At 74.0% G+C, this 21,867-nt stretch carries 17 protein-coding genes; 11 read left to right on the top strand and 6 right to left on the bottom strand.

Annotation, left to right across the window (positions count from 1 at the left end; genetic code table 11):
* The first annotated feature begins 13 nt into the window (after window positions 1-13).
* From AOM04_RS05210 to AOM04_RS05225, 4 genes are read left to right on the top strand one after another with little or no spacing between them, the layout of a single operon-like run.
* Window positions 14-865: an ABC transporter ATP-binding protein gene (locus AOM04_RS05210; RefSeq protein ID WP_062463349.1), complete on the top strand. Its 852-nt coding sequence runs from the start codon at window positions 14-16 to the stop codon at window positions 863-865.
* On the top strand, window positions 862-1,668 hold the full coding sequence (locus AOM04_RS05215) for an ABC transporter ATP-binding protein (protein WP_062463352.1): 807 nt from the start codon (window positions 862-864) through the stop codon (window positions 1,666-1,668). Before AOM04_RS05210 ends, AOM04_RS05215 begins: the two co-directional genes overlap by 4 nt.
* 1 nt (window position 1,669) lies before the next feature.
* The gene (locus AOM04_RS05220; protein ID WP_062463355.1) at window positions 1,670-2,653 is read left to right on the top strand and encodes an ABC transporter permease; all 984 of its coding nucleotides are present in this window, start codon (window positions 1,670-1,672) and stop codon (window positions 2,651-2,653) included.
* 1 nt (window position 2,654) lies between these two features.
* Window positions 2,655-3,662, top strand: coding sequence for an ABC transporter permease (locus AOM04_RS05225; RefSeq protein WP_062463358.1), 1,008 nt, complete (start codon window positions 2,655-2,657; stop codon window positions 3,660-3,662).
* Between the two features lie 420 nt (window positions 3,663-4,082).
* Here AOM04_RS05225 and AOM04_RS05230 read toward each other — a convergent pair whose 3' ends face one another.
* Window positions 4,083-5,687 carry a glycoside hydrolase family 53 protein gene (locus AOM04_RS05230; protein WP_228373617.1) on the bottom strand — a complete coding sequence of 535 codons (1,605 nt, stop codon included), beginning with the start codon at window positions 5,685-5,687 and terminating at the stop codon, window positions 4,083-4,085.
* A gap of 286 nt (window positions 5,688-5,973) precedes the next feature.
* Entirely contained in the window at window positions 5,974-6,192 is a 219-nt protein-coding gene (locus AOM04_RS05235; protein ID WP_062463979.1) for a DUF3107 domain-containing protein, read from the bottom strand.
* Between the two features lie 50 nt (window positions 6,193-6,242).
* On the opposite strand from AOM04_RS05235, the gene AOM04_RS05240 reads away from it, so the two are divergent.
* Genes AOM04_RS05240 through AOM04_RS05250 form a run of 3 tightly spaced genes read left to right on the top strand, consistent with a single transcriptional unit; the run spans window position 6,243 to window position 13,613 of the window.
* A complete protein-coding gene (locus AOM04_RS05240; RefSeq protein WP_062463361.1) occupies window positions 6,243-7,139 on the top strand; it encodes a DUF3152 domain-containing protein in 897 nt (298 codons plus the stop codon).
* 52 nt (window positions 7,140-7,191) lie between these two features.
* Entirely contained in the window at window positions 7,192-10,368 is a 3,177-nt protein-coding gene (locus AOM04_RS05245; RefSeq protein ID WP_062463364.1) for a UrvD/REP family ATP-dependent DNA helicase, read from the top strand.
* The gene (locus tag AOM04_RS05250; RefSeq protein ID WP_082104441.1) at window positions 10,365-13,613 is read left to right on the top strand and encodes an ATP-dependent helicase; all 3,249 of its coding nucleotides are present in this window, start codon (window positions 10,365-10,367) and stop codon (window positions 13,611-13,613) included. The genes AOM04_RS05245 and AOM04_RS05250 overlap by 4 nt, the downstream gene beginning before the upstream one ends.
* 21 nt (window positions 13,614-13,634) lie before the next feature.
* On the opposite strand, the gene AOM04_RS05255 is transcribed toward AOM04_RS05250, so the two are convergent.
* Complete coding sequence (locus AOM04_RS05255) at window positions 13,635-14,555, bottom strand: phosphotransferase (protein ID WP_062463370.1); 921 nt, start codon at window positions 14,553-14,555, stop codon at window positions 13,635-13,637.
* 120 nt (window positions 14,556-14,675) lie between these two features.
* Between AOM04_RS05255 and nudC the strand changes: the two genes are divergently transcribed.
* The 3 genes from nudC (at window position 14,676) to AOM04_RS05270 (ending at window position 18,198) form a co-directional block, all read left to right on the top strand.
* Window positions 14,676-15,602, top strand: coding sequence for an NAD(+) diphosphatase (nudC, locus tag AOM04_RS05260; RefSeq protein WP_062463373.1), 927 nt, complete (start codon window positions 14,676-14,678; stop codon window positions 15,600-15,602).
* 151 nt (window positions 15,603-15,753) lie between these two features.
* Complete coding sequence (locus AOM04_RS05265) at window positions 15,754-16,152, top strand: hypothetical protein (RefSeq protein ID WP_062463376.1); 399 nt, start codon at window positions 15,754-15,756, stop codon at window positions 16,150-16,152.
* 63 nt (window positions 16,153-16,215) lie between these two features.
* Entirely contained in the window at window positions 16,216-18,198 is a 1,983-nt protein-coding gene (locus AOM04_RS05270) for an ATP-dependent DNA helicase UvrD2 (RefSeq protein WP_062463379.1), read from the top strand.
* A gap of 3 nt (window positions 18,199-18,201) precedes the next feature.
* On the opposite strand, the gene AOM04_RS05275 is transcribed toward AOM04_RS05270, so the two are convergent.
* From AOM04_RS05275 to AOM04_RS05280, 3 genes are all read right to left on the bottom strand, one after another.
* Window positions 18,202-18,864 carry a hypothetical protein gene (locus AOM04_RS05275; RefSeq protein ID WP_062463382.1) on the bottom strand — a complete coding sequence of 221 codons (663 nt, stop codon included), beginning with the start codon at window positions 18,862-18,864 and terminating at the stop codon, window positions 18,202-18,204.
* Window positions 18,865-18,974: 110 nt separating this feature from the next.
* Window positions 18,975-19,133: a DUF5679 domain-containing protein gene (locus AOM04_RS14795; protein ID WP_169816413.1), complete on the bottom strand. Its 159-nt coding sequence runs from the start codon at window positions 19,131-19,133 to the stop codon at window positions 18,975-18,977.
* A 143-nt stretch (window positions 19,134-19,276) separates the two neighbouring features.
* Window positions 19,277-20,614, bottom strand: a complete 1,338-nt coding sequence (locus AOM04_RS05280; protein ID WP_228373618.1) for a zinc-dependent metalloprotease — start codon at window positions 20,612-20,614, stop codon at window positions 19,277-19,279.
* Window positions 20,615-20,744: 130 nt separating this feature from the next.
* On the opposite strand from AOM04_RS05280, the gene AOM04_RS05285 reads away from it, so the two are divergent.
* Window positions 20,745-21,848 (top strand): YlbL family protein, encoded by a 1,104-nt coding sequence (locus tag AOM04_RS05285; protein ID WP_228373619.1) that lies wholly within the window; start codon window positions 20,745-20,747, stop codon window positions 21,846-21,848.
* Window positions 21,849-21,867 lie beyond the last annotated feature (19 nt).

Here is a 21,867-nt window from a genome sequence, read left to right on the forward strand (position 1 = left end):
TGAGGAGCCTTCCGTGACCCCCGACACCCTGCTGACCGTCTCCGGGTTCAGCGTCACCTACGACGTCGACCCGCCCGTGGAGGCGGTCCGCGACGTCAGCCTCGAGCTGCGCCGCGGCGAGATCCTGGGCCTGGCCGGCGAGTCCGGCTGCGGCAAGACGACCCTCGCCTACGGCATCCAGCGCCTGCTCAAGCCGCCCGCCGTCATCACCGGCGGCCGCACCGTCTTCCACGACGAGTCGGGGCAGGACGTCGACATCAACGCCCTCGACGCCGACGCGCTGCGCGCGTTCCGCTGGGACAAGGTGTCGATGGTCTTCCAGGGCGCGATGAACGCGCTCAACCCGGTCGTCGCGATCGGCCGGCAGCTCGAGGACGTCTTCACGACGCATCGTCCCGCGATGGGCCGCGCCGAGCGGCGCGAGGAGTGCGCCCGCCTGCTCGACATCGTCGGCGTCGGCCGGGAGCGGCTGCGCTCCTACCCCCACGAGCTCTCCGGCGGCATGCGCCAGCGCGTGATGATCGCGATGGCGATGGCGCTGCGCCCGCAGCTGATGATCATGGACGAGCCCACGACCGCGCTCGACGTGCTGGTCCAGCGCGGGATCCTGCGCCAGATCTCCGAGCTGCGCGAGGAGCTGGGCTTCTCGGTCATCTTCATCACCCACGACCTGCCGCTGCTGCTCGAGATCTCCGACCGGATCGCCGTGATGAAGGACGGGCGCATCGTCGAGATCGACAGCGCGGAGCGGATCTACCGCGACCCGCAGCACGAGTACACGCGGCGCCTGCTCGCGTCGTTCCCCAGCCTCACCGGCGAGCGGGGCGACTTCGTGCGCGGGGCCGAGAAGGAGGCCGCCCGATGACCACCCTCGAGTTCACGAACGTCAGCAAGAGGTACAAGGTGCGCGGCGCGGGCGACATGCTCGCGCTCGACGACGTCAGCTTCACCCTCACCTCGGGCCAGACCATCGCGCTCGTCGGCCAGTCCGGCTCGGGCAAGTCGACCATCGCGAAGATCCTCACCCAGCTCGAGCGCGCATCGTCCGGGGAGGTCCTCCTCGACGGCGAGCCGATCCCGCATCGCGGCCCCGGGCTGCGTCGCTACCGCCAGCGCGTGCGCATGGTCTTCCAGGACCCGTTCGCCTCGCTCAACCCGTACCACACCATCCGTCACCACCTCGAGCGGCCGCTGCGGCTCGACAAGGTGGTCCCCAAGGACCAGGTCGAGGACGAGGTGCGGGCGCTGCTCGAGCGCGTGCGCCTCGACCCGGACGCGACCATCGACCGCCGCCCCCACGAGCTGTCGGGCGGCCAGCGCCAGCGCGTGGCGATCGCCCGCGCGCTCGCGTCGCGTCCCGAGCTGCTCATCGCGGACGAGCCGGTGTCCATGCTCGACGTGTCCATCCGCCTCGGTGTGCTCAACCTGCTCGCCGACCTCCAGCGCGAGTCCGACCTGGGCGTGCTCTACATCACGCACGACCTCGCGACCGCGCGCCACTTCTCGGACGAGATCATGGTCCTCCACCACGGCGTCGTGGTGGAGCGCGGCGCCGCCGACTCCGTGATCCTCGACCCCCAGCACGAGTACACGCGCGCCCTGCGCGACGCCTCGCCCGACCCCGACAAGCACTTCGCCGCCGGCGCGGCGAGCACCGCGAGGAGCTGACGTGAGATTCATCCTCCGCCGCCTCGCGTTCTACGCGTTCACCGCGTGGGCCGCGATCACCATCAACTTCTTCCTGCCGCGCATGATGAAGGGCGACCCCGTCAGCGCGTACCTCGCGAAGAACCAGGGCAAGGTCAGCCCCGAGGCGATCGACTCGCTGCGCACGCTGTTCGGCGTCGACACCGACAAGAGCCTGTTCCAGCAGTACCTGGACTACTGGGGCCTCATGCTCCACGGCGACCTCGGCGTCTCGACGTCGAACGGCCTCGCGCCGGTGTCCGACGTGATCGCGACCGCGCTGCCGTGGACGCTCGGGCTCGTCGGCATCGCCACGGTGCTCAGCTTCCTCATCGGCACGTCGCTGGGCTCGGTGATCGGCTGGAGGCGCGGCTCGCGCGCCGACTGGGCGGTGCCGTTCGCGACGTTCTTCTCCACCGTGCCGTACTTCTGGATGGGCCTGATCGTCATCGCGGTCTTCTCGACCACGCTCGGCTGGTTCCCCGCCTCGCACGCCTACGACAAGGGCACGTCCCCGAACTGGTCGTGGGACTTCGTCGGGCAGGTCATCGCGCACGGCACGCTGCCGGCGCTCACCATCGTGGTCGCATCGCTCGGCGGCTGGGTGCTCGGCATGCGCAACATGATGATCACCGTCCTCGACGAGGACTACGTCACCGTCGCCCAGGCCAAGGGCCTGCACCAGCGCCGCGTCCTCACCCAGTACGCGTCGCGCAACGCGGTCCTCCCGCAGCTGTCGAGCTTCGCGCTCGCCCTCGGCTTCATCGTCGGCGGCACGCTCGTCATGGAGCTCGTCTTCTCCTACCCGGGCGTCGGCAAGCTCCTGCTCGACGCCACCGGCGCGAAGGACTACCCGCTCATGCAGGGCCTGTTCCTCGTCATCACGCTCGCCGTGCTCGTCGCGAACATCCTCGCCGACGTCGCGTACGCGGCGCTCGACCCGCGCACCCGCCAGATGGAGTCCTGACATGTCGCTCACCACCGCACCCGCCGCATCGTCCACCGACGACGCGCTCGCGAGCGAGCCGCAGCGTCCCCGCCGCGTCCCCGCGATCGGCAAGTCGTTCGCGATGTTCCGCAACGGCAAGTCGCTCACCGGGCTGGCGATCCTGGGCGTGTTCGTCGTGATCGCGGTGTTCGCGCCGCTCATCGCGCCGTACGACCCGCTCGAGAAGGACTTCACCGCCCTGCGCCAGGGCCCGTCCGCCGCCCACTGGCTGGGCACCACCCACATGGGCGAGGACGTGTTCAGCCAGGTGGTCTACGGCACGCGCGGCGTGCTCGTCGTGGGCTTCCTCGCGGGCATCATCGCGACCTTCGTGGCGGTGCTCGTCGGCGTCGCCGCCGGCTACTGGTCGGGCTGGAAGTCGGAGTCGCTGTCCGCGCTCACCAACGTGTTCCTGGTGATCCCAGGCCTGCCGCTCATCATCATCGTGGCCTCGCAGTACGAGGACCCGCCGCTCATCCTGGTCGCGGGCGTCCTCGCGATCACCGGCTGGGCGTGGGGCGCGCGCGTGCTGCGCGCGCAGACGATGTCGCTGCGCAACAGGGACTTCGTGCAGGCCGCCAAGGCCAACGGCGAGAAGCTATGGCGCATCATCGCGGTCGAGATGCTGCCCAACCTCACGGCGATCATCGCGTCGAGCTTCGTGGGCACCGTGACCGCCGCGGTGCTGGGCCTCACCACGCTGGCGTTCATCGGCGTCATCCCCATCACCAACCTCAACTGGGGCACCATCCTGTTCTGGGCGCAGCAGAACGGTGCGTTCCCCGACTACTGGTGGTGGTACGTGCCGGCCGGCCTGTGCATCGCGCTGCTGGGCATGGCGCTGTCGCTCATCAACTTCGGCATCGACGAGTACGTCAACCCGCGCCTGCGCTCCGCCGGCGAGCGGGCCCGCGCCATGCGCAAGAAGGGCCTCGCCATGGACGGGGGCGTCACCGAGGTGCGGGTGGGGCAGGGGTCCGCGCCGTAACTTTGTGATTCGCAGCGGATTTGCCGGGGGTCTGCGGGGTGGATGCTCAAAGTTGTGCTCGGCGGCTCGCTCGGCTCCTCAACTTTGCGATTCCCAGCGGATTCGACGCCGGTCTGCACAGCGGGATCGCAAAGTTCTGCTCGGTGGCTCGCGCGGCTCCGGGCCGGCGTGCGGTCGCGTTGCTCGGTCGCGCAACTTTGAGGATCTGACCTGTTCCGCCCGCCCTTCTGCGGGCTGGATGCTCAAAGTAGTGCGAGGCGGCTTGCTCGGTGAGCGTGGGACCGCATCCGCCTGACCTCGCGCCCGCAAAGCGGGATTTCCCATCTGCCGTGTCCCGGCGGTTCAGGGTCGCCGTCCGCCCCGCCGGGAACGCGACGATGCGGGAGCCGGGTGGCCCTCCGGCTCCCGCATCGCGCCCTGTCAGTCCGAGCTGTCCTTCGCGAACGTCGCGAAGGAGGCATCGAGCTGGCGGCTGTTGAAGTCGAACATCGCCTGGTTCTCCCACTCGTTGCCCGACGTCGAGTCGGCGGGGTCCCACCCTGCCCCGGCGACCGCCGTCCACGCGGGCTCCCAGTAGATGACCCCGAGACCGCGACCGCCGGGGGCGCCAGCGACGACATCCTGGACCGCCCGGACCCACGCCGCCTGCCCGGCGGCGCTCGCCGGGTAGCCCGACACCAGCTCCGCGGACGTGTCTATCACGTTGGTAGCGGCGGGCGTGTCGTCCGACAGGGTGAACGGGTAGGCCGTCTCGACCACGATGACGTCCTTGTTGTAGGTGGACGACACGCCGCTGATCACGGTCTGGAGGTTGCCCAGGCCCCCGTGCCAGTAGCCGTAGTACGACAGCCCGATGATGTCGTAGGGCACCGAGCGCGCGGTCATGGCGTCCAGCCACCAGGTGAGGCCCGAGACGCCGGAGCCGATGTCGGTGAGGTGCAGGACCACCTTGGTGGACGGGAATACCGCCTTCGCGGCGTTGGAACCGGCGGTGAGGAAGCCCGCGAGGTTGTTCCACTGCGCGCCCGCGACGCCGTCGGTGGTGTCGACGTCGTAGGACTGGCCGTACGGCCAGAGCATGCCCGGGTTGATCTCGTTGCCCACCTGGACGTAGTCGACCGTGACGCCGGCGTTCTTCAGCGCGGTCAGAGTCGAGGTTGTATGCGTCGCGAGCGAGCTGGTCATCTGCGCGACCGTCTGGCCCGCCCAGGCGCTCGGCACGTACTGCTTCCCGGGGTCGGCCCACGTGTCCGAGTAGTGGAAGTCGACCATGATCTTCATGCCGTACGCCTGCGCGCGCTTCGCAGCGGTCACGACCTTCGAAGCGGTGTTGTATCCGTCCGCTGGGTTGACCCACACCTTGAATCGCGCCACGTTAGCGCCCGCGTTGCCGAAGGCCTTGAACGGGTCGATCTGGGCGCCGGACGACGTGTAGTAACGGCCGCCGAACGCCTCGTTCTTGAGGACGGAGCTCAGGTCCGCGCCGCGGATCGCGCGCGAGACCTTGCCCGTCGACAGGGTGGCCTCGTCCATATGCGCCCACGCGCCGGCCGACCCGCTCGTGTACAGGGAGACATAGCAGGTGGTGCTAGTCGCGTTGAAGGACACGGCGAGGCGCACCCAGCCGTTGCCGTTGGTGGTGTCGGGGACCGTGCGGTACTCGGTCGTGCCGCAGCCGGTGACCTGAAGGCGTGAGGTGCCGAGGCCGCCGCCGGAGCGGACCTTCGCGCTGAACGTCCACCAGCCCGTGCCGGTGAGGGTGACTGCCTGGTACGTGGTGACCGAGCCGGATGCCGCGAGGTAGTGGTTGAGGCGGTTCGAGCCGGCGGAGCCGCCGGATGCGACAGTCGACGCCGACGTCGTCCCGGACACGCTCCAGCCGGACAGCCCGGACTCGAAACCACCGTTGGTGACGGCGCCGGCCGCCGCGGTGGCGGACGATGCGGCGGCGCCGGCGGCGGTCGCGGCAAGCGCGGCTGCGATGAGGGCGGCGACGATCCGTCGCCTCGTGGGTGCAGGTGACACAGGCATCCTCCTTGATGCGCGGGTGTAGGCGCACGTCCACGATGACTGTGCGCGCTCACAGTCCTATCACCTCTCGAGGGGCGGCGCGCGGTGAAAGTGACGGGTCGCCGTGCCCGGATCGACGGTCGGCTCGGATGATCCGTGCTCGGAACGCTCACAGTCTGCTCCCGGCAGATGCCCCGGGACGACCCGCTCAACGCGCCCCGCACATCGTCCACCCCGGACAGCACGAAGGCCCGGGACCTCACGGTCCCGGGCCTTCGCTGCTCAGATGATGGGGTGAGGCCTACGCCTCGAAGCCGACGCGGCGCTTGGTCTCCTCGCCGATGTCGACGTAGCCCACGGACGCGCCCGGCACGACCACGCGGCGGCCCTTGGCGTCCGTGATGTCGAGCGTGCCGCCCGCCAGCGCGCCGGCGACCGCGGCCGCCACGGCGTCCGCCGTCATGTCGGTGTCGATCGCGATCTCGCGGGACACGTTCTGCACGCCGATCCTGATCTCCATGGCCGCCTCCATTGCTCGTGATGCCCGATGTCTGCCCTTATCCTAGGGCGATGAATCGGCGGTCCGGAGGCCTGTTCGCGGGCAGGGGAATCGCCCTTCCCGGCGTGCTCGTGACCCTGGCGACGGTCGTGGTGTGCTTCGCGCTCGGCCTCGGCGCGGGGTGGGTGACCGCGCAGGTCCCCGACTGGTACCGCGCCTGGAGCGCCGATCCGCAGCCCAGCGCCTCCCCGTCGGCGAGCGACACCCCGACGCGCGACGTGAGCCTGCCCACGCTCGAGCCGATCACGCGTGAGCTGGACGACGCCGACGCCGCGGCCGGCGTCGTGAGCCTCACGGTCCCCGAGCGCGGCGAGGGCACCTTCACCGCCGTCACCGGCGCGGAGCCCACGTCGGCGTCGCCGTCGGCCTCCGCCGAGGCGACGACCGTGCCCACCCGCTACGTGCGCATCGACGTCGAGGACGGCGTCACCGTCGACGAGGACGCGCTCGTCCGCTTCGTCATGGACACGCTCAACGACAACCGCGGCTGGGGCTCCGACGGCCGCATGCGCTTCGTGCTCACGGACGGCGCCGCGGACGTGCGCGTCGTGCTCGCGAGCCCGTACACCGTCGCCGCGCGCTGCCCCAAGCCGCACACGGCCGCCACGCTGACGGGCGGCGACGGCAGCGGGTCTAGCCCCGCGCCGTCCGCCGACGCCGAGCTGCCGTGCGCGTCCCAGGGCATCGCCCCCATCTCGCTGTACGACTGGACCGCCGGCGTGGCCCCCTACCGCGACCACCGCACGGCCGCACGCGAGTACCTCGTCAACCACGCGGTCGGCCACGTGCTCGGCGAGGAGGACCAGACGTGCGAGTCCGGACGGGCCGCCGTCATGGTGAACCAGCCGCGGATGCCGCAGGCCTGCTCCACGAACCCGTGGCCGTACCCCGACGCCTCGACGTCCTAGGTCCCGGCGAGGGCGGGACCGCGATGTCGGACCCCTCTGGTGGGATAGGCGCATGACCGCGCTCCGCCTCCTGGCCGCCGCCGCGCCCGCGCCCCTGCCCGCGCCGGACGATGCGCAGGCGGCGGTGGTCGAGGCCGCCCTCGCCCCCGCGGGGGTCGGGAACGCCGGCCACCTCGTCGTCGTGGGCGGGGCCGGGACCGGCAAGACCGTCCTCGCGGCCACACTCGTGCTGGAGGCCGTCCGCCGCGGCACCGACCCGTCCCGGCTGCTCGTGCTGTCCGCGACCCGCTCGGCCGCCGCGCGCCTGCGCGACCGCGTCTCCCTCGCCCTCGACCGGCCCGTGGGCGCGCCCGTGGTCCGCACCGCCGCATCGGCCGCCCACGCGATCCTGGCCGCCCACGCGACCGCGCTCGGCGAGCCGCCGCCGGTGCTCGTCACGGGCGCCGAGCAGGACCAGATCCTGCGCGAGCTGCTCGACGGCCACCGCCGCGGCGAGGGGCGCGTGCCCGACTGGGGCGGCGCGGTGCCGCCCGAGGCGACCGTGCTGGCGGGGTTCCGCGCAGAGCTGCGCGACCTCCTCATGCGCGCGAGCGAGGCCGGGCTCGAGCCCGCCGACCTGGCGGCGCTCGGCGCGCGCGCCGGCCGTCCCGAGTGGGCGGCCGCCGCGTCCGTGATGGACGAGTACGACGCGATCCTCGGCTGGCGGTCGTTGACCCAGGATCAGGGCGCGCGCTTCGACCCGGCCGTCGTCGTCGCGCAGGCCGCCCACGTCCTCACGCGCTGGGACGCGCCCGGCGACGCCCCCGCGTGGGACCTCGTGGTGGTGGACGATGCGCAGGACCTCACCCAGGCGGGCATCCACCTGCTGCGCGCGCTCGCGGGCGGCGGGGCACGGCTCGTGCTGCTGGGCAACGCCGACGAGGCGGTGCAGGGCTACCGCGGCGCGGTCCCGGCGGTGCTCGCGGCCGCGACCGGGACCGAGGGGCCCGCCGGCCTCGGTGCCGCGCTCATGCGCCTCGGCCCCGGCCATCGTCAGGCGGGCGCGCTCGCGGCCGTCACCGCCGCCGCGGTGAGCCGCATCGGCACCGTCGGCGCCGGCTCCGCGCGCGTCGCCGTCCCCGCGCCGGACGGGCCGGAGGGCGTGGAGATCCTGGTCGCCGCGCATCGTCACGCGCACTCGCGCGCCGTCGCGCAGGCGCTGCGCCGCGCGCGGCACGGGCTCGACGGGCCCGAGACGCCGTGGGGCGAGATGGTGGTGATCGCGCGCTCGAGCGCCCGGCTGCGGGAGATCCGCGCCGACCTCGCGGCCGCCGACATCCCGTGCGAGACCCTGGGCGACGGCACCGCGCTGCACGCCGAGCCGGCCGTCGCGCCGCTCCTCACCCTCATGCGTCGGGCCGCCGCGCTCGCCCGCGGAGAGGCGGAGCCGTGGGAGGAGGCCGAGGCGGTCGAGCTGCTCGGCTCACGGATCGTGGGCATCGACCCGGTCGCGCTGAGGCGCCTGCGCCGCGCGCTGGTCAAGGAGGAGCGCCGCGGCGGGGGAGCGCGCACGTCCGCGGAGCTGCTGGTCGAGGCGGTCGAGGCGCCCGCGCGGTGGGCGTCCCTGGGCACGCCCGAGGCGCGGCTGGCCGAGCGCGCCTCGCGCGCGCTGCACGCGGGCGCCGCGGCGGCCGGGGGCGGCACGCCCGCCACCGTCGCGTGGGCCGTGTGGGACGCGCTCGGCGTCGCCGACGACTGGCGCGCTGCCGCGCTCGCCGGCTCCGCCAGGGATGATGCCGACCTCGACGCCGTGATCGCGCTCATGCGAGCCGCGAACATCTACGTCGAGCGCATGCCGTCCGCGTCGGTGGAGTCGTTCGTCGAGCACCTCGAGGGCCAGGACTTCGCGCCCGACACGCTCGGCGCGCGGGCGCGGGTCGAGGACGCCGTCGCGTTCTGCACGCCCGCCTCCGCCGCCGGACGCGAGTGGGACGTCGTCGTGGTGGGCGGGCTCGAGGAGGGTGCGTGGCCCGACACGCGGCTGCGCGACGCCGTCCTGGGCGCGCAGCAGCTCGCGGAGATCGTGGCCGGCCGCGCCGAGGCGACGCCGCTCGAGCCGAGGGCGCGCGCCGCGTGGGCCCGCGCCGCCCGCCGCGCCGTCGTGGACGACGAGACCCGTGCCTTCGCCGTCGCGGTCTCCCGCGCCCGCCGCCGCCTCGTCCTCGCCTGCGTCGACGGCGAGGATCAGCGCCCGTCGCGCTACCTCGCGTGGGCCGGCGCCGCGGCCGGCGTCGATTCCGTGCGCGACGACGCCACGCCGCGGGTCACGGATCTGCGATCGGCCGTCGCGGCCGTGCGGGCCGGCGCGGCCGACCTGGCCGACGCGTCCGCCGACGACCGTGCCCGTCACGTCGAGATCCTCGCCCGCCTCGCCGCGATGGGCGTCGCCGGAGCGCATCCGGACGAGTGGCACGGCGTCCCGGCGCCGTCGACCGACGCCGCGATGTGGGAGGACGACCAGCCGGTGCGCGTGTCCCCGTCGCGCCTCGAGGCGCTCGAGACGTGCCCCCTGCGGTGGGCCCTCGAGACCGCAGGCGGCAACGCGGCGGCGTCGGAGAAGCAGAGCCTCGGCACGCTCGTCCACGAGGTCGCCGCCGCGCTGCCCCAGGGCACGCACGCGGAGCTGGCCGCCGCGCTCGAGGAGCGCTGGCCCGACATCGCCGGCACCGCGACGTGGCCCGATCGCGTCCTCAAGGACCGCGCCGACGCGATGGTCCGCCGCCTCGCCGGCTACGTCGCGAGCGTCACGGCGGGGGAGGTGCGCGTCGAGCAGCCGTTCAGCGTGCAGATCGGCCGCGCGGTCGTGGCGGGCAGCGCCGACCGCGTCGAGGTCACGGGGGGCCGCGCGCGCATCGTCGACCTCAAGACGGGTCAGGCGGTGTCCAAGAAGGACGCCGAGGAGCACGCGCAGCTCGCGATGTACCAGCTGGCCGCCGACCACGGCGGCTTCGGCGGCGTGGAGGAGGCCGACGGCGCGGCGCTCGTGTTCGTGGGCGGCTCGACGCAGGGCGCGAGCGAGCGGGCGCAGCCCGCGATCGACGTGGAGAAGGAGAAGGTGCGCCTGACGCAGGCGGTCGACACGATGGCGCAGGGCACCTTCGCCGCCATCACCAACGACCGCTGCGCCTCGTGCCCCGTGCGACGCTCGTGCCCCGCGTGGCCGAGCGGAAGGCAGGTGACGGACGGATGACCGAGGCGGACCTCGCCGACGACGGCCTGGTGCGCGGCGCGCGTCGCGGCGCCGACGACCTCGCGGTGCTCGTCACCGGCCGGCCCCCGACGCCCGAGCAGGCTGCCGTGATCGGCGCCGGGCTCGACCCGATGCTCGTCGTCGCCGGCGCGGGCTCCGGCAAGACCGAGACGCTGTCGCTGCGCATCGTCTACCTGCTCGATCACGCCGAGGAGCTGTTCGGCACCGCGATCAGCCCCGACGAGATCCTCTGCCTCACGTTCACGCGCAAGGCGGCCGCCGAGATCGCCGAGCGCGCCGAGGAGCGCATCGCGGCCGCGTTCGGCGAGGACCCGTCGCGACCGCCCGCGTCCGTGTCGACCTACAACGCGTACTCGGCGCAGCTGGTTGCGGAACACGGGCTGCGGCTCGGCATCGACCCCGACGCGACCACGCTCACCGCCGCCGCGCTGTGGCAGCTCGCGTCCGACGTCGTGACCTCGTGGACGGGTCCGCTCGACACCGACGCCGCCGTCTCGACCGTCACGGCGTCCATCTCGCGCCTGGCCGGCCAGCTGCGCGACCACGACGTCACCCCCACCGTCCTGCGGGACTGGGCCCTCGCGGCGCTGGCGACGCTCGAGGCGCTGCCCAAGAACGCCGGCGACCGTGCGCCCGGCCCCCTCACCACCCGCACCGGCACCCCCAACGACCACGCCAAGCGCGTGGCCAAGCTGCGCACGCTCGCGGCCGTCGCCGAGCTGGTCGAGGAGTTCCAGCGCCGCAAGCGCGACGCCTCGCAGCTCGACTTCGCCGACCAGGTCGCCTTTGCCGCCGAGCTATCCCGCCTCGAGGCCGTGCAGGGTGTCGAGCGCGGCCGCTACCGCGCGATCCTGCTCGACGAGTTCCAGGACACCTCGCCCGGCCAGCTGCGGCTGTTCGCGCGGCTGTTCGGCGCCGACCACCACGTGATGGCGGTTGGCGACCCCAACCAGGCCATCTACGGCTTCCGCGGCGCCTCCGAGAGCGCGCTGCCGATGTTCGTCGAGGAGTTCGCGCACGGCCGCGAGGTCGCGCAGCGCAGCCTGTCCGTGTCGTGGCGCAACGAGGGCGCGGTGCTGGACGTCGCCAACGTCGCCGCCGCGCCGCTGCGCGAGGCCTCCCGCGTCGAGGTGAGGCCGCTGCGCTCCCGCGCGACGTACCTCGAGCAGCCCGAGCCGGCCCGCCGCGCGCCCGGCGTGGAGAGCCTCGTCACCGAGGACCACGTCCAGGAGGCCGATGCGGTGGTCGCCTTCCTCCAGGCCCGCCGCGCGCAGCTGCGCACCGGCCCGGGGCTGCCCACCGCCGCGATCCTGTGCCGCCGCCGGGCCCAGTTCGCGGCGATGGTCGAGGCGCTCGTGCGCGCGGGAGTCGACTACGAGGTGGTGGGGCTCGGCGGGCTCGTCGACACGCCTGAGGTGTCCGACCTGGTCGCGCTGCTCGAGGTCGCCCACGACCCGTCCCGCGGCGACTCCGCCATGCGCCTGCTCACCTCGGAGCGCGTCGCGCTCGGCATCCGCGACCTCGCCGCGCTGCAGGACTGGGCGCGCGAGCTCGCCGGCCCGCGCGAGGCCCGCGACAGCGAGCCCAGCCTCGTCGACGCCCTCGCGACCCCGCCGCCCGCCGGCTGGACCTCGCGCGAGGGCCGCGCGCTCACCGCGACGGCGCACGGGCGCATCGTCCGCCTGCAGCGGGCCGTCGACGCGATCCGCACGCGCACCTATCTGTCGCTGCCCGAGCTCATCCTCGCCGCCGAGCGTTCCTGGGGGCTCGACATCGAGGCCGCCGTCGCCCGCCCCGACGGCCGCGCCGCGCGCAACGTCGACGCCTTCGTGGACGCCGCGCGCCAGTTCGCGGCCGGGGCCGAGCGGGCCACGCTGGGCGCGTTCCTCGCGTGGCTCGAGGCCGCTCGCTCCGAGGAGGGCGGCCTCGAGCTGCCCGTCAAGGAGCCCGAGCCGGGCGCCGTCCAGGTGCTCACCGTGCACGCCGCCAAGGGCCTCGAGTGGGACGTCGTGGCGGTCCCCGGACTGGTCGACGGCCACTTCCCGTCCGTCGGCGAGCCGTCCTCGCGCCGCTCCTACTATTCCGACGCCGGCTGGCGGGGGCGTGGCGTCGAGCTGCCCTACGAGCTCAGGCTCGACCGCGCCGACCTGCCCCATTGGGACTGGCGCGCAGCCGCCGACCACGGCACGCTCGCCGACACCATCGAGGACTTCGAGAAGGCGTGCGGCGCGCACCGCGTCGCCGAGGAGCGCCGGCTGTTCTACGTCGCGGTCACCCGCGCGCGCTCGCACGTGCTCCTGTCGGCGTCGTGGCGCGTCGGGGGAGCGACCGTGCGCACGCCCTCGTGCTACCTGCGCGAGCTGGTCGAGCAAGGCATGGTCTCGAACGCGTCGTGGGCGGAACGGCCCGATGACGATGCGGTGGTGACGGTTGAGCCCGTGCGCGCCGAGTGGCCCGCGGCGCCGACCGCCGCGCAGCTGCAGCGGCGCGCCCTGGCCGCCGACGTGCGCGCCGCGATGGCCGCCGGCGCCGAGGCGGGCGAGGACCCGGCCGACGTCGATTGGCAGCGGCTGCCGCTCGGCCGCGAGATCGCGGCGATGCTCGAGGAGCGGCGCGAGCGCGAGCGGGGCGTCGGCGACGTCGCGATCCCCGCGCACCTGTCGACCTCGGCGCTCGTGTCGCTGCGGCGCGACCGCGAGGCGTTCACCGCGCAGCTGCGCCGCCCGCTGCCTGCGGAGCCGACGACGGCCGCGCGCCGCGGAAGCCTCATCCACGCGTGGATCGAGGCGCAGTACGGGCACGTGCCGCTGCTGTCGCTCGACGACTTCGGGCCCGGCGAGGACGAGTCCGACCTCGAGGCGCTCAAGGACGCGTTCGCCCGGTCCGAGTGGTCCGGCCGGGTGCCGAGCCACATCGAGGTCGACGTCGAGGTGCCGATCCGCGGGATCACGATCCGCTCCCGCATCGACGCGGTGTTCCCCGCGGGCGCGGGCCTCGACCGGGTCACGGTGGTCGACTGGAAGTCGGGCTCGGCGCCCCGGGACGCGGACGAGCGGGCCGCGCGCGAGGTGCAGCTGGCGGTCTACCGGCTCGCGTGGTCGGAGTGGACGGGCGTCCCCCTCGAGCAGGTCGACGCCGCGTTCCACTACGTGCGCGACGACGCGACGGTGCGGCCCGAGCGGCTGCTCACGCGCGAGGAGATCGAGGCGCTGCTGGCGCCGTGACGCGCGGCGCGCCGAGGGGGCCTACTCCTCGAAGAGCATGGCCTCGAGGTCGGCGAGCATCCCCTCGCCGTCCGCGACCACGTCGGCGTTGTCGGTGCGCACGCCGTACATGAGCCAGCGCATGAGCGCCATCTCGGAGGCCAGCCGCGCGCGGTCGAGCAGGTGCGGGTCGCGCATCTCGCGGCGGCGCCCGTGGTACGCCTCGACCACCGAGTCGAGCACGTCGTCGGGGGCGGCGGCGACCAGCCAGGCGAGGTCGTCGGCGGGGTCGGCGACGCGCGCGTCCATCCAGTCGACGATCCCGGACACGGTGCCGTCGGCGACGTAGACCTGGTGCTCGCCCATGTCGCCGTGGACCACGGTCGGCTCGAAGCGCCACCACGAGACGTTCTCGAGCTGGTGCTCCCAGCGGTCCGCGAGGCGCGGCGGGACCTTGCCGGTCTGGATGCCGGCGTCGAGCTCGGCGAGGCGGCGCTCGCGGTACTCCTCGGCGGAGTAGGCGGGCAGGCCCTGGTCCTCGACCACGGTGATGGGCAGCTCGTGGATCTCGGCGAGCGCGCGCCCGACGGCGGCCGCGAGGCCGGGGCCGGGCTGCAGCGCGGCGAGCATGAGCGGGGCGCCGGGGACCTCGGTGTAGACGATCGCGCGGCCCGTGTCGTCGGACAGCTCGGCCGCGCCGGACGGGTGCGGCACCTCGAACGAGACGAGCCCCGCCTCCTTGGCGCGGCCCATCGCGGTCAGCAGGCCCTTCTCGGCCTCGAGCGCGGCGCCCGCGGCAGCCCGCTTGGGCGCCCGCACGATCCAGCGCCGGCCCGTCGCGTCCTTGACCACCACGACCTCGAAGTCGGCGTCGGAGTGGGGGCTGCGCAGCACGTCGTAGACGTCCAGCCCGGGCACGGCGACGGACGCCAGGGCGGCGAGCGCGAGCGGTGAACGTGGCACAGGCTCACCGTAGAGCCATCGGGTCCCGTGCGCCACGCTCCACGCCGCCGGGCCAGGCATGATGCCCCGCGGGAACGCGGGGGCGGGGCGGCGCCCGGGCGGGCCGGGTACCGTGACCACGTGAGGAATCCGTGGCCGCTCGACCTTCCCAGCCGGATCGACCGGGCGGCCGAGCGCCGCGCCACCGTCGACCTCGAGACCTGCGACGCGATCGTCGTGCGCGATGGGCGGGTGCTCACGGCCGACGGCCGCGTCGTCGAGCTCGCGCCCGGCGCCCAGCCGCCCGCGTCGCTGCGCATCTACCTGGGGCGCGACGGCGACCGCGACCTGGTCGCGCTCGTGCCCGAGGACCCGTCGTTCGGCGCGGACCCCGACGGCATCGGCGGCGACCGCATGCGCGGCCTGCGCGACCTGCTCGCCGGCTGGTGGGACCGCGGCGCCGAGGGCGAGCGCGATCACGAGCTCGCCACCACCGCCGTGGCCCTCGCGAACTGGCACGCGACCCACCCGCGCTGCGCACTGTGCGGCGAGCCGACCGCGGTGCGGCAGGGAGGCTGGGTGCGCCACTGCGCGCGGGACGAGCGCGAGCACTACCCGCGCACCGACCCCGCGATCATCGTCGCCATCACCGACCCCGAGGACCGGCTGCTCCTCGCGCACGCCGCGCAGTGGTCGCCGCGCCGCTACTCCCACCTGGCCGGCTACGTCGAGCCGGGGGAGACGTTCGAGCAGGCCGTCCATCGGGAGGTCGGCGAGGAGGCGGGGCTCACGCTGACCGGGCTCGAGTACCTCGGCTCACAGCCGTGGCCGTTCCCCGCGTCGGTGATGGTCGCGTTCCGCGCGACCTGCCCGCGCCCGGATGAGCTCGACCTCGACATGGACGAGATCTCCGAGGCGCGCTTCGTCACGCGCGAGGAGATCGCCGACCTCATCGCCGCCGGCGAGGTGGTGCTCGCCCCCAAGGGCTCGGTCGCCCGCCGGATGCTCGAGGACTGGTACGGCGGCATGATGCCGGAGCCGCGCCCCGACGCGACCATCGACGTCTGACGCGGCGCCGCCCCGCGTGTCGGGGCGGGCCCCCTCCCGCGAGCCGTCCTCCGCCGCTACCCTCGCCCCAAGACGAGGGTCCACGATGCCGCGAGCCCCACGTGAGCCGCGGCCGCCCGGCCGGCGGCATCCGCCGCCCCGAGGAGGACCGATGATCGAGCTCGACTCGTTCTCGCGCACGGTCGCCCTCGTCACCGGCCCGCTGCAGGAGCGCCTCGCGGGCCGCGGCTACCGGGTCGCGGCGGTCGAGAACGGCGCGTCGAGTCACATCCTCCACGTGTTCGTCGAGAACGGGTCCCTGGGGTTCTGCGTCACGTGGGACTGGTCGGAGGCACGATGCGCGGCGTACCCCGCGGCCCGGCGCGCCGAGTGGTGGCGGTGGTCGATCGGGCCGGCCGTGATCGCGCACTGGCGCGGCGAGCCCCGCCCCGCCGACGACGGCTCTCCCGAGGCCGTCGACCTCCTTCTGAACCGCATCGGCGAGCTCGAGGCGCTCGCGCGCGACCACGGTCGGTGGCAGGACGTGCGCCGCGGCCGCCTGCCGCGGTAGCCGCGCCCCGCATCGTCCACAGGCGGCACCCGGCTGTCGGGGGTGCCTGACACAATGGCGGCGATGTCAGCAGACCAGATCCTCGACGCCCTCGACCCCGAGCAGAGGGAGGTCGCCACCGCGCTCCACGGGCCGGTCGCCGTGCTCGCCGGCGCCGGCACGGGCAAGACCAGGGCGATCACCCACCGCATCGCGTACGGCGTGCGCGTCAACGCGTACAACCCGCAGTCCGTGCTCGCCGTGACGTTCACCGCGCGCGCCGCGGGCGAGATGCGCACGCGTCTCCGGAGCCTCGGCGTGACGGGCGTGCAGGCGCGCACGTTCCATGCTGCGGCGCTGCGCCAGCTCAGCTACTTCTGGCCGGAGGCCGTCGGCGGGCAGATCCCGCAGCTGGTCGAGCAGAAGGCGCCGCTCGTGGGCCGTGCCGCGCGCGACGTCGGGATCAACGCCGACCGCCTCACGGTGCGCGACCTCGCCGCCGAGATCGAGTGGGCGAAGGTCTCGCTCATCCCCGCCGACGAGTACGCCGCCAAGATCGCCCGCCTCGGCCGGCCCTCGCCCGCGAACCTGCCCGCGAGCCAGGTCGCCGACGTCATGCGCGCCTACGAGGACGCCAAGACCAACGCCGTGGTCCTCGACTTCGAGGACATCCTGCTGCTGCTCGCGGACATCATCGGCCGCTTCCCCGAGGTCGGCGACCAGATCCGCCGCCAGTACCGGCACTTCGTGGTCGACGAGTACCAGGACGTCTCCCCGCTCCAGCAGTTCCTGCTCGAGCAGTGGCTTGGCGGCCGCCGCGAGCTGTGCGTCGTGGGCGACCCCGCGCAGACCATCTACTCGTTCGCGGGCGCGAGCCCCGAGCACCTGCTCCAGTTCGCCAGGACCTATCCCGACGCCACCCAGGTGCGGCTCGTGCGCGACTACCGCTCCACGCCGCAGGTGGTGCGCCTGGCCAACGAGCTGATGCGCCGCCGCGGTGCCGCCGGCGTGGGCGTCGAGCTGGTCGCCCAGCGGCCCACCGGCCCGGCGGTGGACTACCGCGCGTACGACGACGACGAGTCCGAGGCCCAGGGCGTGGCGGCGCAGATCGAGCGGCTCATCGCGACCGGCGTCAAGCCGTCCGAGATCGCCGTCCTCTATCGCATCAACAGCCAGTCGGAGGCGATGGAGGAGGCGCTCGCGGAGCGCGGCATCGGCTACCTGGTGCGCGGCGGCCGGCGCTTCTTCGACCGCGACGAGGTGCGCCGCGGCATCGTGCTGCTGCGCGGCGCCGCCGTCGCCGACGACGACCGCCCGCTGGGCGAGCGCGTCCGCGACACCCTGAGCGAGCTGGGCTGGGCCGAGGAGCCGCCGGCCGCACGCGGCGCCGTGCGCGAGCGCTGGGACGCCCTGCAGGCGCTCGTCAACCTCGCCGACGACCTGGTCACGGACACGGGCGGCGCGGCGACGATGCGCGACCTGGTCGAGCACCTCGCCGAGCGCGCGCAGGCGCAGCACGCGCCGGCCGTCGAGGGCGTCACCCTCACCTCCGCGCACGCGGCCAAGGGTCTCGAGTGGGACGCCGTGTTCATCATCGGCTGCTCCGAGGGGCTCGTGCCGATCACTCACGCCGAGACCGACGAGCAGATCGAGGAGGAGCGCCGGCTCCTCTACGTGTCGATCACGCGTGCCCGCGAGCACCTCGCGCTGTCCTTCGCGCGCTCCCGCAAGGCCGGCGGCAAGGGCACCCGCAAGCGCACACGGTTCCTCGAGCAGCAGTGGCCGGACGCGCGGCCCGCGCGCGTGCAGCGGCAGTCGTCGTCCGCGAAGGCCGCCGAGCTGGGACCCGAGGGGCTGCGCCTGTTCGAGTCGCTCAAGTCCTGGCGTCTCGCGATCGCGCAGGAGACCTCCAAGCCGGCGTTCACCATCCTCGTCGACACGTCGCTCGTCGAGATCGCGCGCGACCGCCCTGGCACGCTGGGCGAGCTCGCGCGCGTCAGCGGGGTGGGCGCATCCAAGCTCGACAAGTACGGCGCGCAGATCCTGGAGATCGTCGCCGGGCAGTAGCCGTCACGCCGCCCCGCACCCGCACGCGGGATGGGGGACGATGCGCGGCCTCCGGGGCAGCCCGCGCTCGACGCGGCACGGGGTCGCCCGGGCGCCGTCGAGCAGCGCTGCGAGCAAGGCGGCGGCGAGCGCGCCCGCGACGGACGCGGACAGGGGATCGGTCGCGGCGGGCAGCGCCGCGCACTGCCGCGCCAGCACCGGCCACGCGGGGTCGCGGTCGGTGCGCGCGAGCTCCAGGCACCGCAGGCACGCCGTCGCGCCGGGTGCGACGGGAAGCACGGTCACGCCGGCCTCGTCCGTGAGCAGCGCCACGTGCGGGCCGTCGAGCAGCAGCCGGTGGTGCAGCGCGGGCGCCACGGCGGCGTAGGCGGTGACGATCTCCCCGTCGACCCGCCGCTCCGTGTCGAGGTGCACCCGCAGGCCGGGAGCGAGGCCCGTGAGCATGCGGGCGGCGCGGCGCGTCGCTCCGGGCGCCGACTCGATCAGGCTCAGCGCGACCGCGCCCGCACGGGCCGCCGCCTCCGCGGCCGCGAGCCCCGCGGCGTCGAGGCCGCGCACCCGCACGTGCCGCCCGGCGAGCGTCCGCGGCCGTGGCGGGCGGACGATCCCGGCCTGGTCCGTGCCGTCGCCGCGCCACAGGAGGGGCGGGGCCGGCGCATCGTCCATGGCACCCACCGTCGCACGGACGCGTGGCCGCGCGGCGGCTGTCCACAGCCCGGACATGCGAGAAGGGCCGGTCCCCGTGGGGGCCGGCCCTTCTGCGAGCTCTGCTGGCTTTACGCCTTGCCGAGGATGCGGTTCAGCTTGGTGCCGCACACCGGGCAGACCGCCTTCGCCATGCGACGGCCGTTCTCCGAGACGACGACGTCGCCCTCGGTCTCGCGCTTCTCCTTGCACTTCACGCAGTAGAACTCGCCCGAGTACTTGTCAGCCATTCGGCTCTCCTTCTCATCAGTGGCGCGGCGGTACGCGCCGCACGTGTGCAGGCCAACGGGGGCCCTTGGTCCCCCAGCGTAGACGCGCGAGCACGAATTCCTCCCATCGGCGGGCGGGTGTCGTGCCGCGGTCTCCGAGCACCCTACCCGTCGTCGGAGCCGAGCAGGCGCTCCAGCTCGACGTCCATCTCGTCCTTCTCGCCACGCGTGACGTAGGCCTCGACCCACGCCGTCCAGTCGCCGAGGTCGTCGGAGGTCGGGAGCAGGTCGGGGTGCGACCACACGCCGTCGCGCTCCTCGGCGCCGAGCCGCGCGTGCAGCGCGGCCCACATGGCCGCGGCGTCGCGCATCCGGCGCGGGCGCAGCTCGAGGTCGAGCAGGTTCGCGAACGCGTCCTCCGCCGGGCCGCCGGCCGCGCGACGGCGGCGCATCATCTCGCGCAGCGCGCCCAGGTTCGGCAGGTGGGGGGCGGCGGCGCGCATCGTCACGTCGTCCACCCAACCCTCGATGAGCGCGAGCAGCGTCTCGATCGACTCGAGCGTGGCCTTCTGCTCGTCCGTGTGCTGCGACGCGAATATGCCCCGGTTGAGCGCCTTCTGCAGGCGTGCCGGGTCGCCCATGCCGGCCTCGCGGACCGCCTCCTCGAGCGCGTCGAGGTCGATGGTGATGCCCTGCGAGTACCGCTCGACGAGCGCGTGCAGCTGGCCCGGCAGCCACGGGGCCGCCGCGAACAGGCGCACGTGGGCCGCCTCGCGCAGCGCGAGGAACGAGCGGACCTCGTCCTCGTCGACGTCGAGGCCCTTCGCGAACTCGCTGATGGACGAGGGGATGAGCACCACCCGCGGCTCGGCCAGCAGCGGGATGCCCAGGTCGGTGGCGCCGAACGCCTCGCGCGCCATCTCGCCGGCCGCCTGGCCCATGTGCATGCCGCACACGGTGGGGCTGACGGAGCGCATGAGGCCGCTCGGGTCGAGCCCGCCCGCGTCCCGGTCCTCGTCGAGCTCGCCCGCCAGCAGCCCGCCGAGCGCGTGGGACACGCTCACCGCGACCGGGCCGGCGAGGACACGCCACGTGGGCAGGGTCGCCTCGACCCACTCGGCGCGGCTCCACACGCGCGGCTCGAGGCGCGTCGGGTCGAAGTCGGTGACGGCGTCGAGCCACAGCTCGGCGCGCGAGACCGCCTGACGGTGCACGGACGCCTGCGCGGCGTTGACCGACGGGTCGCCGCCCTGCGCGGCCACGCCGCGCGCCACGTCGTGCGCGAGGGACCAGTTGACGTCCTCGCCCGCGGACTGCGACACGAGGTTCCGGATCTGGCCCAGCACGTGCTCCATCATCGCGGGGCTCGAGGCGAGCCCCGCCTGCGCCGCGAGCACCTCGGGGTCCATGCCCATCCGCTGGAGCTCCTCCAGCGCGAGCTCGGCATCGTCCCCGAACAGCTCTCGCAGCAGCCGCATCCACGGCGTCGACTCGTCGCTCACGCTCACTCCGTCCATGCACGCCGCATGCGTGCCTCCTCAACGGTAACGAAGGAGGGTGTGCCCGCGCGTCGGCGTTCACTACCAGCGATGCCGCATCGTGCCGCGTCGCGCATCGGACACAATGGGGCACGTGACGACCACCGAGGACCCGAACGCCGCCCCCGAGCCGGACGAGACGGCGGCGCGCCCCGCGTCGAACCGCCGCTCGACGGTCATGTCGATCGCGGGTCTCGCGACGAGCGTGCTCATCGCGTTCCTCACGGTGATCCCGTCGCCGTACGCGATCGGCGCCCCCGGCCCCACCTTCGACACGCTCGGCGAGGTCGACGGCACGCCGCTCGTGGAGATCTCGGGCGCCCCGACCTACCCGTCGTCGGGCGAGCTGCGCCTCACGACGGTGTCGGTGTCGCGCGCCGGCTCGGCGCCGTTCACGCTCGGCCGCGTGCTCGCGGGATGGGCGTCGCCCAAGAGCTACGTGGTGCCGCAGGAGGAGGTCTTCGGCACCGCGGACGAGGAGAAGGCGGCGGAGAAGCAGGCGCAGCAGGACTGGATCAGCTCGCAGGAGAGCGCGACCGTGTCCGCGCTCGAGGCGCTCGGCCACCCCGTCCCCGCGGTGCTCACCATCCAGGGCACCGTCGACGGCTCGCACGCGAAGGGCCTGCTCAAGAAGGGCGACGTGATCGTCAAGGTCGACGGCAAGGCGACCAAGACGTACGCCGAGCTGAGCGACGCGATCGCCGCGCACCAGCCGGGCGAGGACATCGCGGTCACGGTCAAGCGCGACGGCGCGGAGGTCACCGAGACGTTCGCGACGATGGACGATGGCAGCGGCAACGCCGCGATCGGCGTGCTCATCGACCCGACGTTCGACCTCCCCATCGACGTGAAGGTCCAGATCGACTCCGTGGGCGGCCCGTCCGCGGGCCTCATGTTCACGCTGGGCATCATGGACCGCCTCACCCCCGTGGACGAGCTCGACGGCGCCCGGGTCGCCGGCACCGGCACGATGGACGTGAAGGGCGACGTGGGCCCCATCGGCGGCATCCGGATGAAGCTGTACGGCGCGCAGGAGGCCGGCGCGGACTGGTTCCTCGCGCCCGTCGAGAACTGCGCCGACGTGCGAGGCAACATCCCCGACGGCCTGCACGTTGTGGCCGTGGACACCCTCGACGACGCGTACCAGGCCATCACCCGCATCGGCGCAGGCGACACCGCGGACCTGCCCGGATGCTGAGCATGGCAGGCTAGAGACC

It is taken from the genome of Demequina soli (assembly GCF_000971195.1).
Lineage (GTDB): Bacteria > Actinomycetota > Actinomycetes > Actinomycetales > Demequinaceae > Demequina > Demequina soli.

Excerpts from the sequence above, each read along its gene's own strand:
- AOM04_RS05215 (WP_062463352.1), top strand. The coding sequence starts at position 862 with ATGACCACCCTCGAGTTCACGAACGTCAGCAAGAGGTACAAGGTGCGC.
- AOM04_RS05225 (WP_062463358.1), top strand. The coding sequence starts at position 2,655 with ATGTCGCTCACCACCGCACCCGCCGCATCGTCCACCGACGACGCGCTC.
- AOM04_RS05235 (WP_062463979.1), bottom strand. The coding sequence starts at position 6,192 with ATGGAGATCAGGATCGGCGTGCAGAACGTGTCCCGCGAGATCGCGATC.
- AOM04_RS05240 (WP_062463361.1), top strand. The coding sequence starts at position 6,243 with ATGAATCGGCGGTCCGGAGGCCTGTTCGCGGGCAGGGGAATCGCCCTT.
- AOM04_RS05245 (WP_062463364.1), top strand. The coding sequence starts at position 7,192 with ATGACCGCGCTCCGCCTCCTGGCCGCCGCCGCGCCCGCGCCCCTGCCC.
- AOM04_RS05250 (WP_082104441.1), top strand. The coding sequence starts at position 10,365 with ATGACCGAGGCGGACCTCGCCGACGACGGCCTGGTGCGCGGCGCGCGT.
- AOM04_RS05265 (WP_062463376.1), top strand. The coding sequence starts at position 15,754 with ATGATCGAGCTCGACTCGTTCTCGCGCACGGTCGCCCTCGTCACCGGC.
- AOM04_RS05270 (WP_062463379.1), top strand. The coding sequence starts at position 16,216 with ATGTCAGCAGACCAGATCCTCGACGCCCTCGACCCCGAGCAGAGGGAG.
- AOM04_RS05275 (WP_062463382.1), bottom strand. The coding sequence starts at position 18,864 with ATGGACGATGCGCCGGCCCCGCCCCTCCTGTGGCGCGGCGACGGCACG.
- AOM04_RS14795 (WP_169816413.1), bottom strand. The coding sequence starts at position 19,133 with ATGGCTGACAAGTACTCGGGCGAGTTCTACTGCGTGAAGTGCAAGGAG.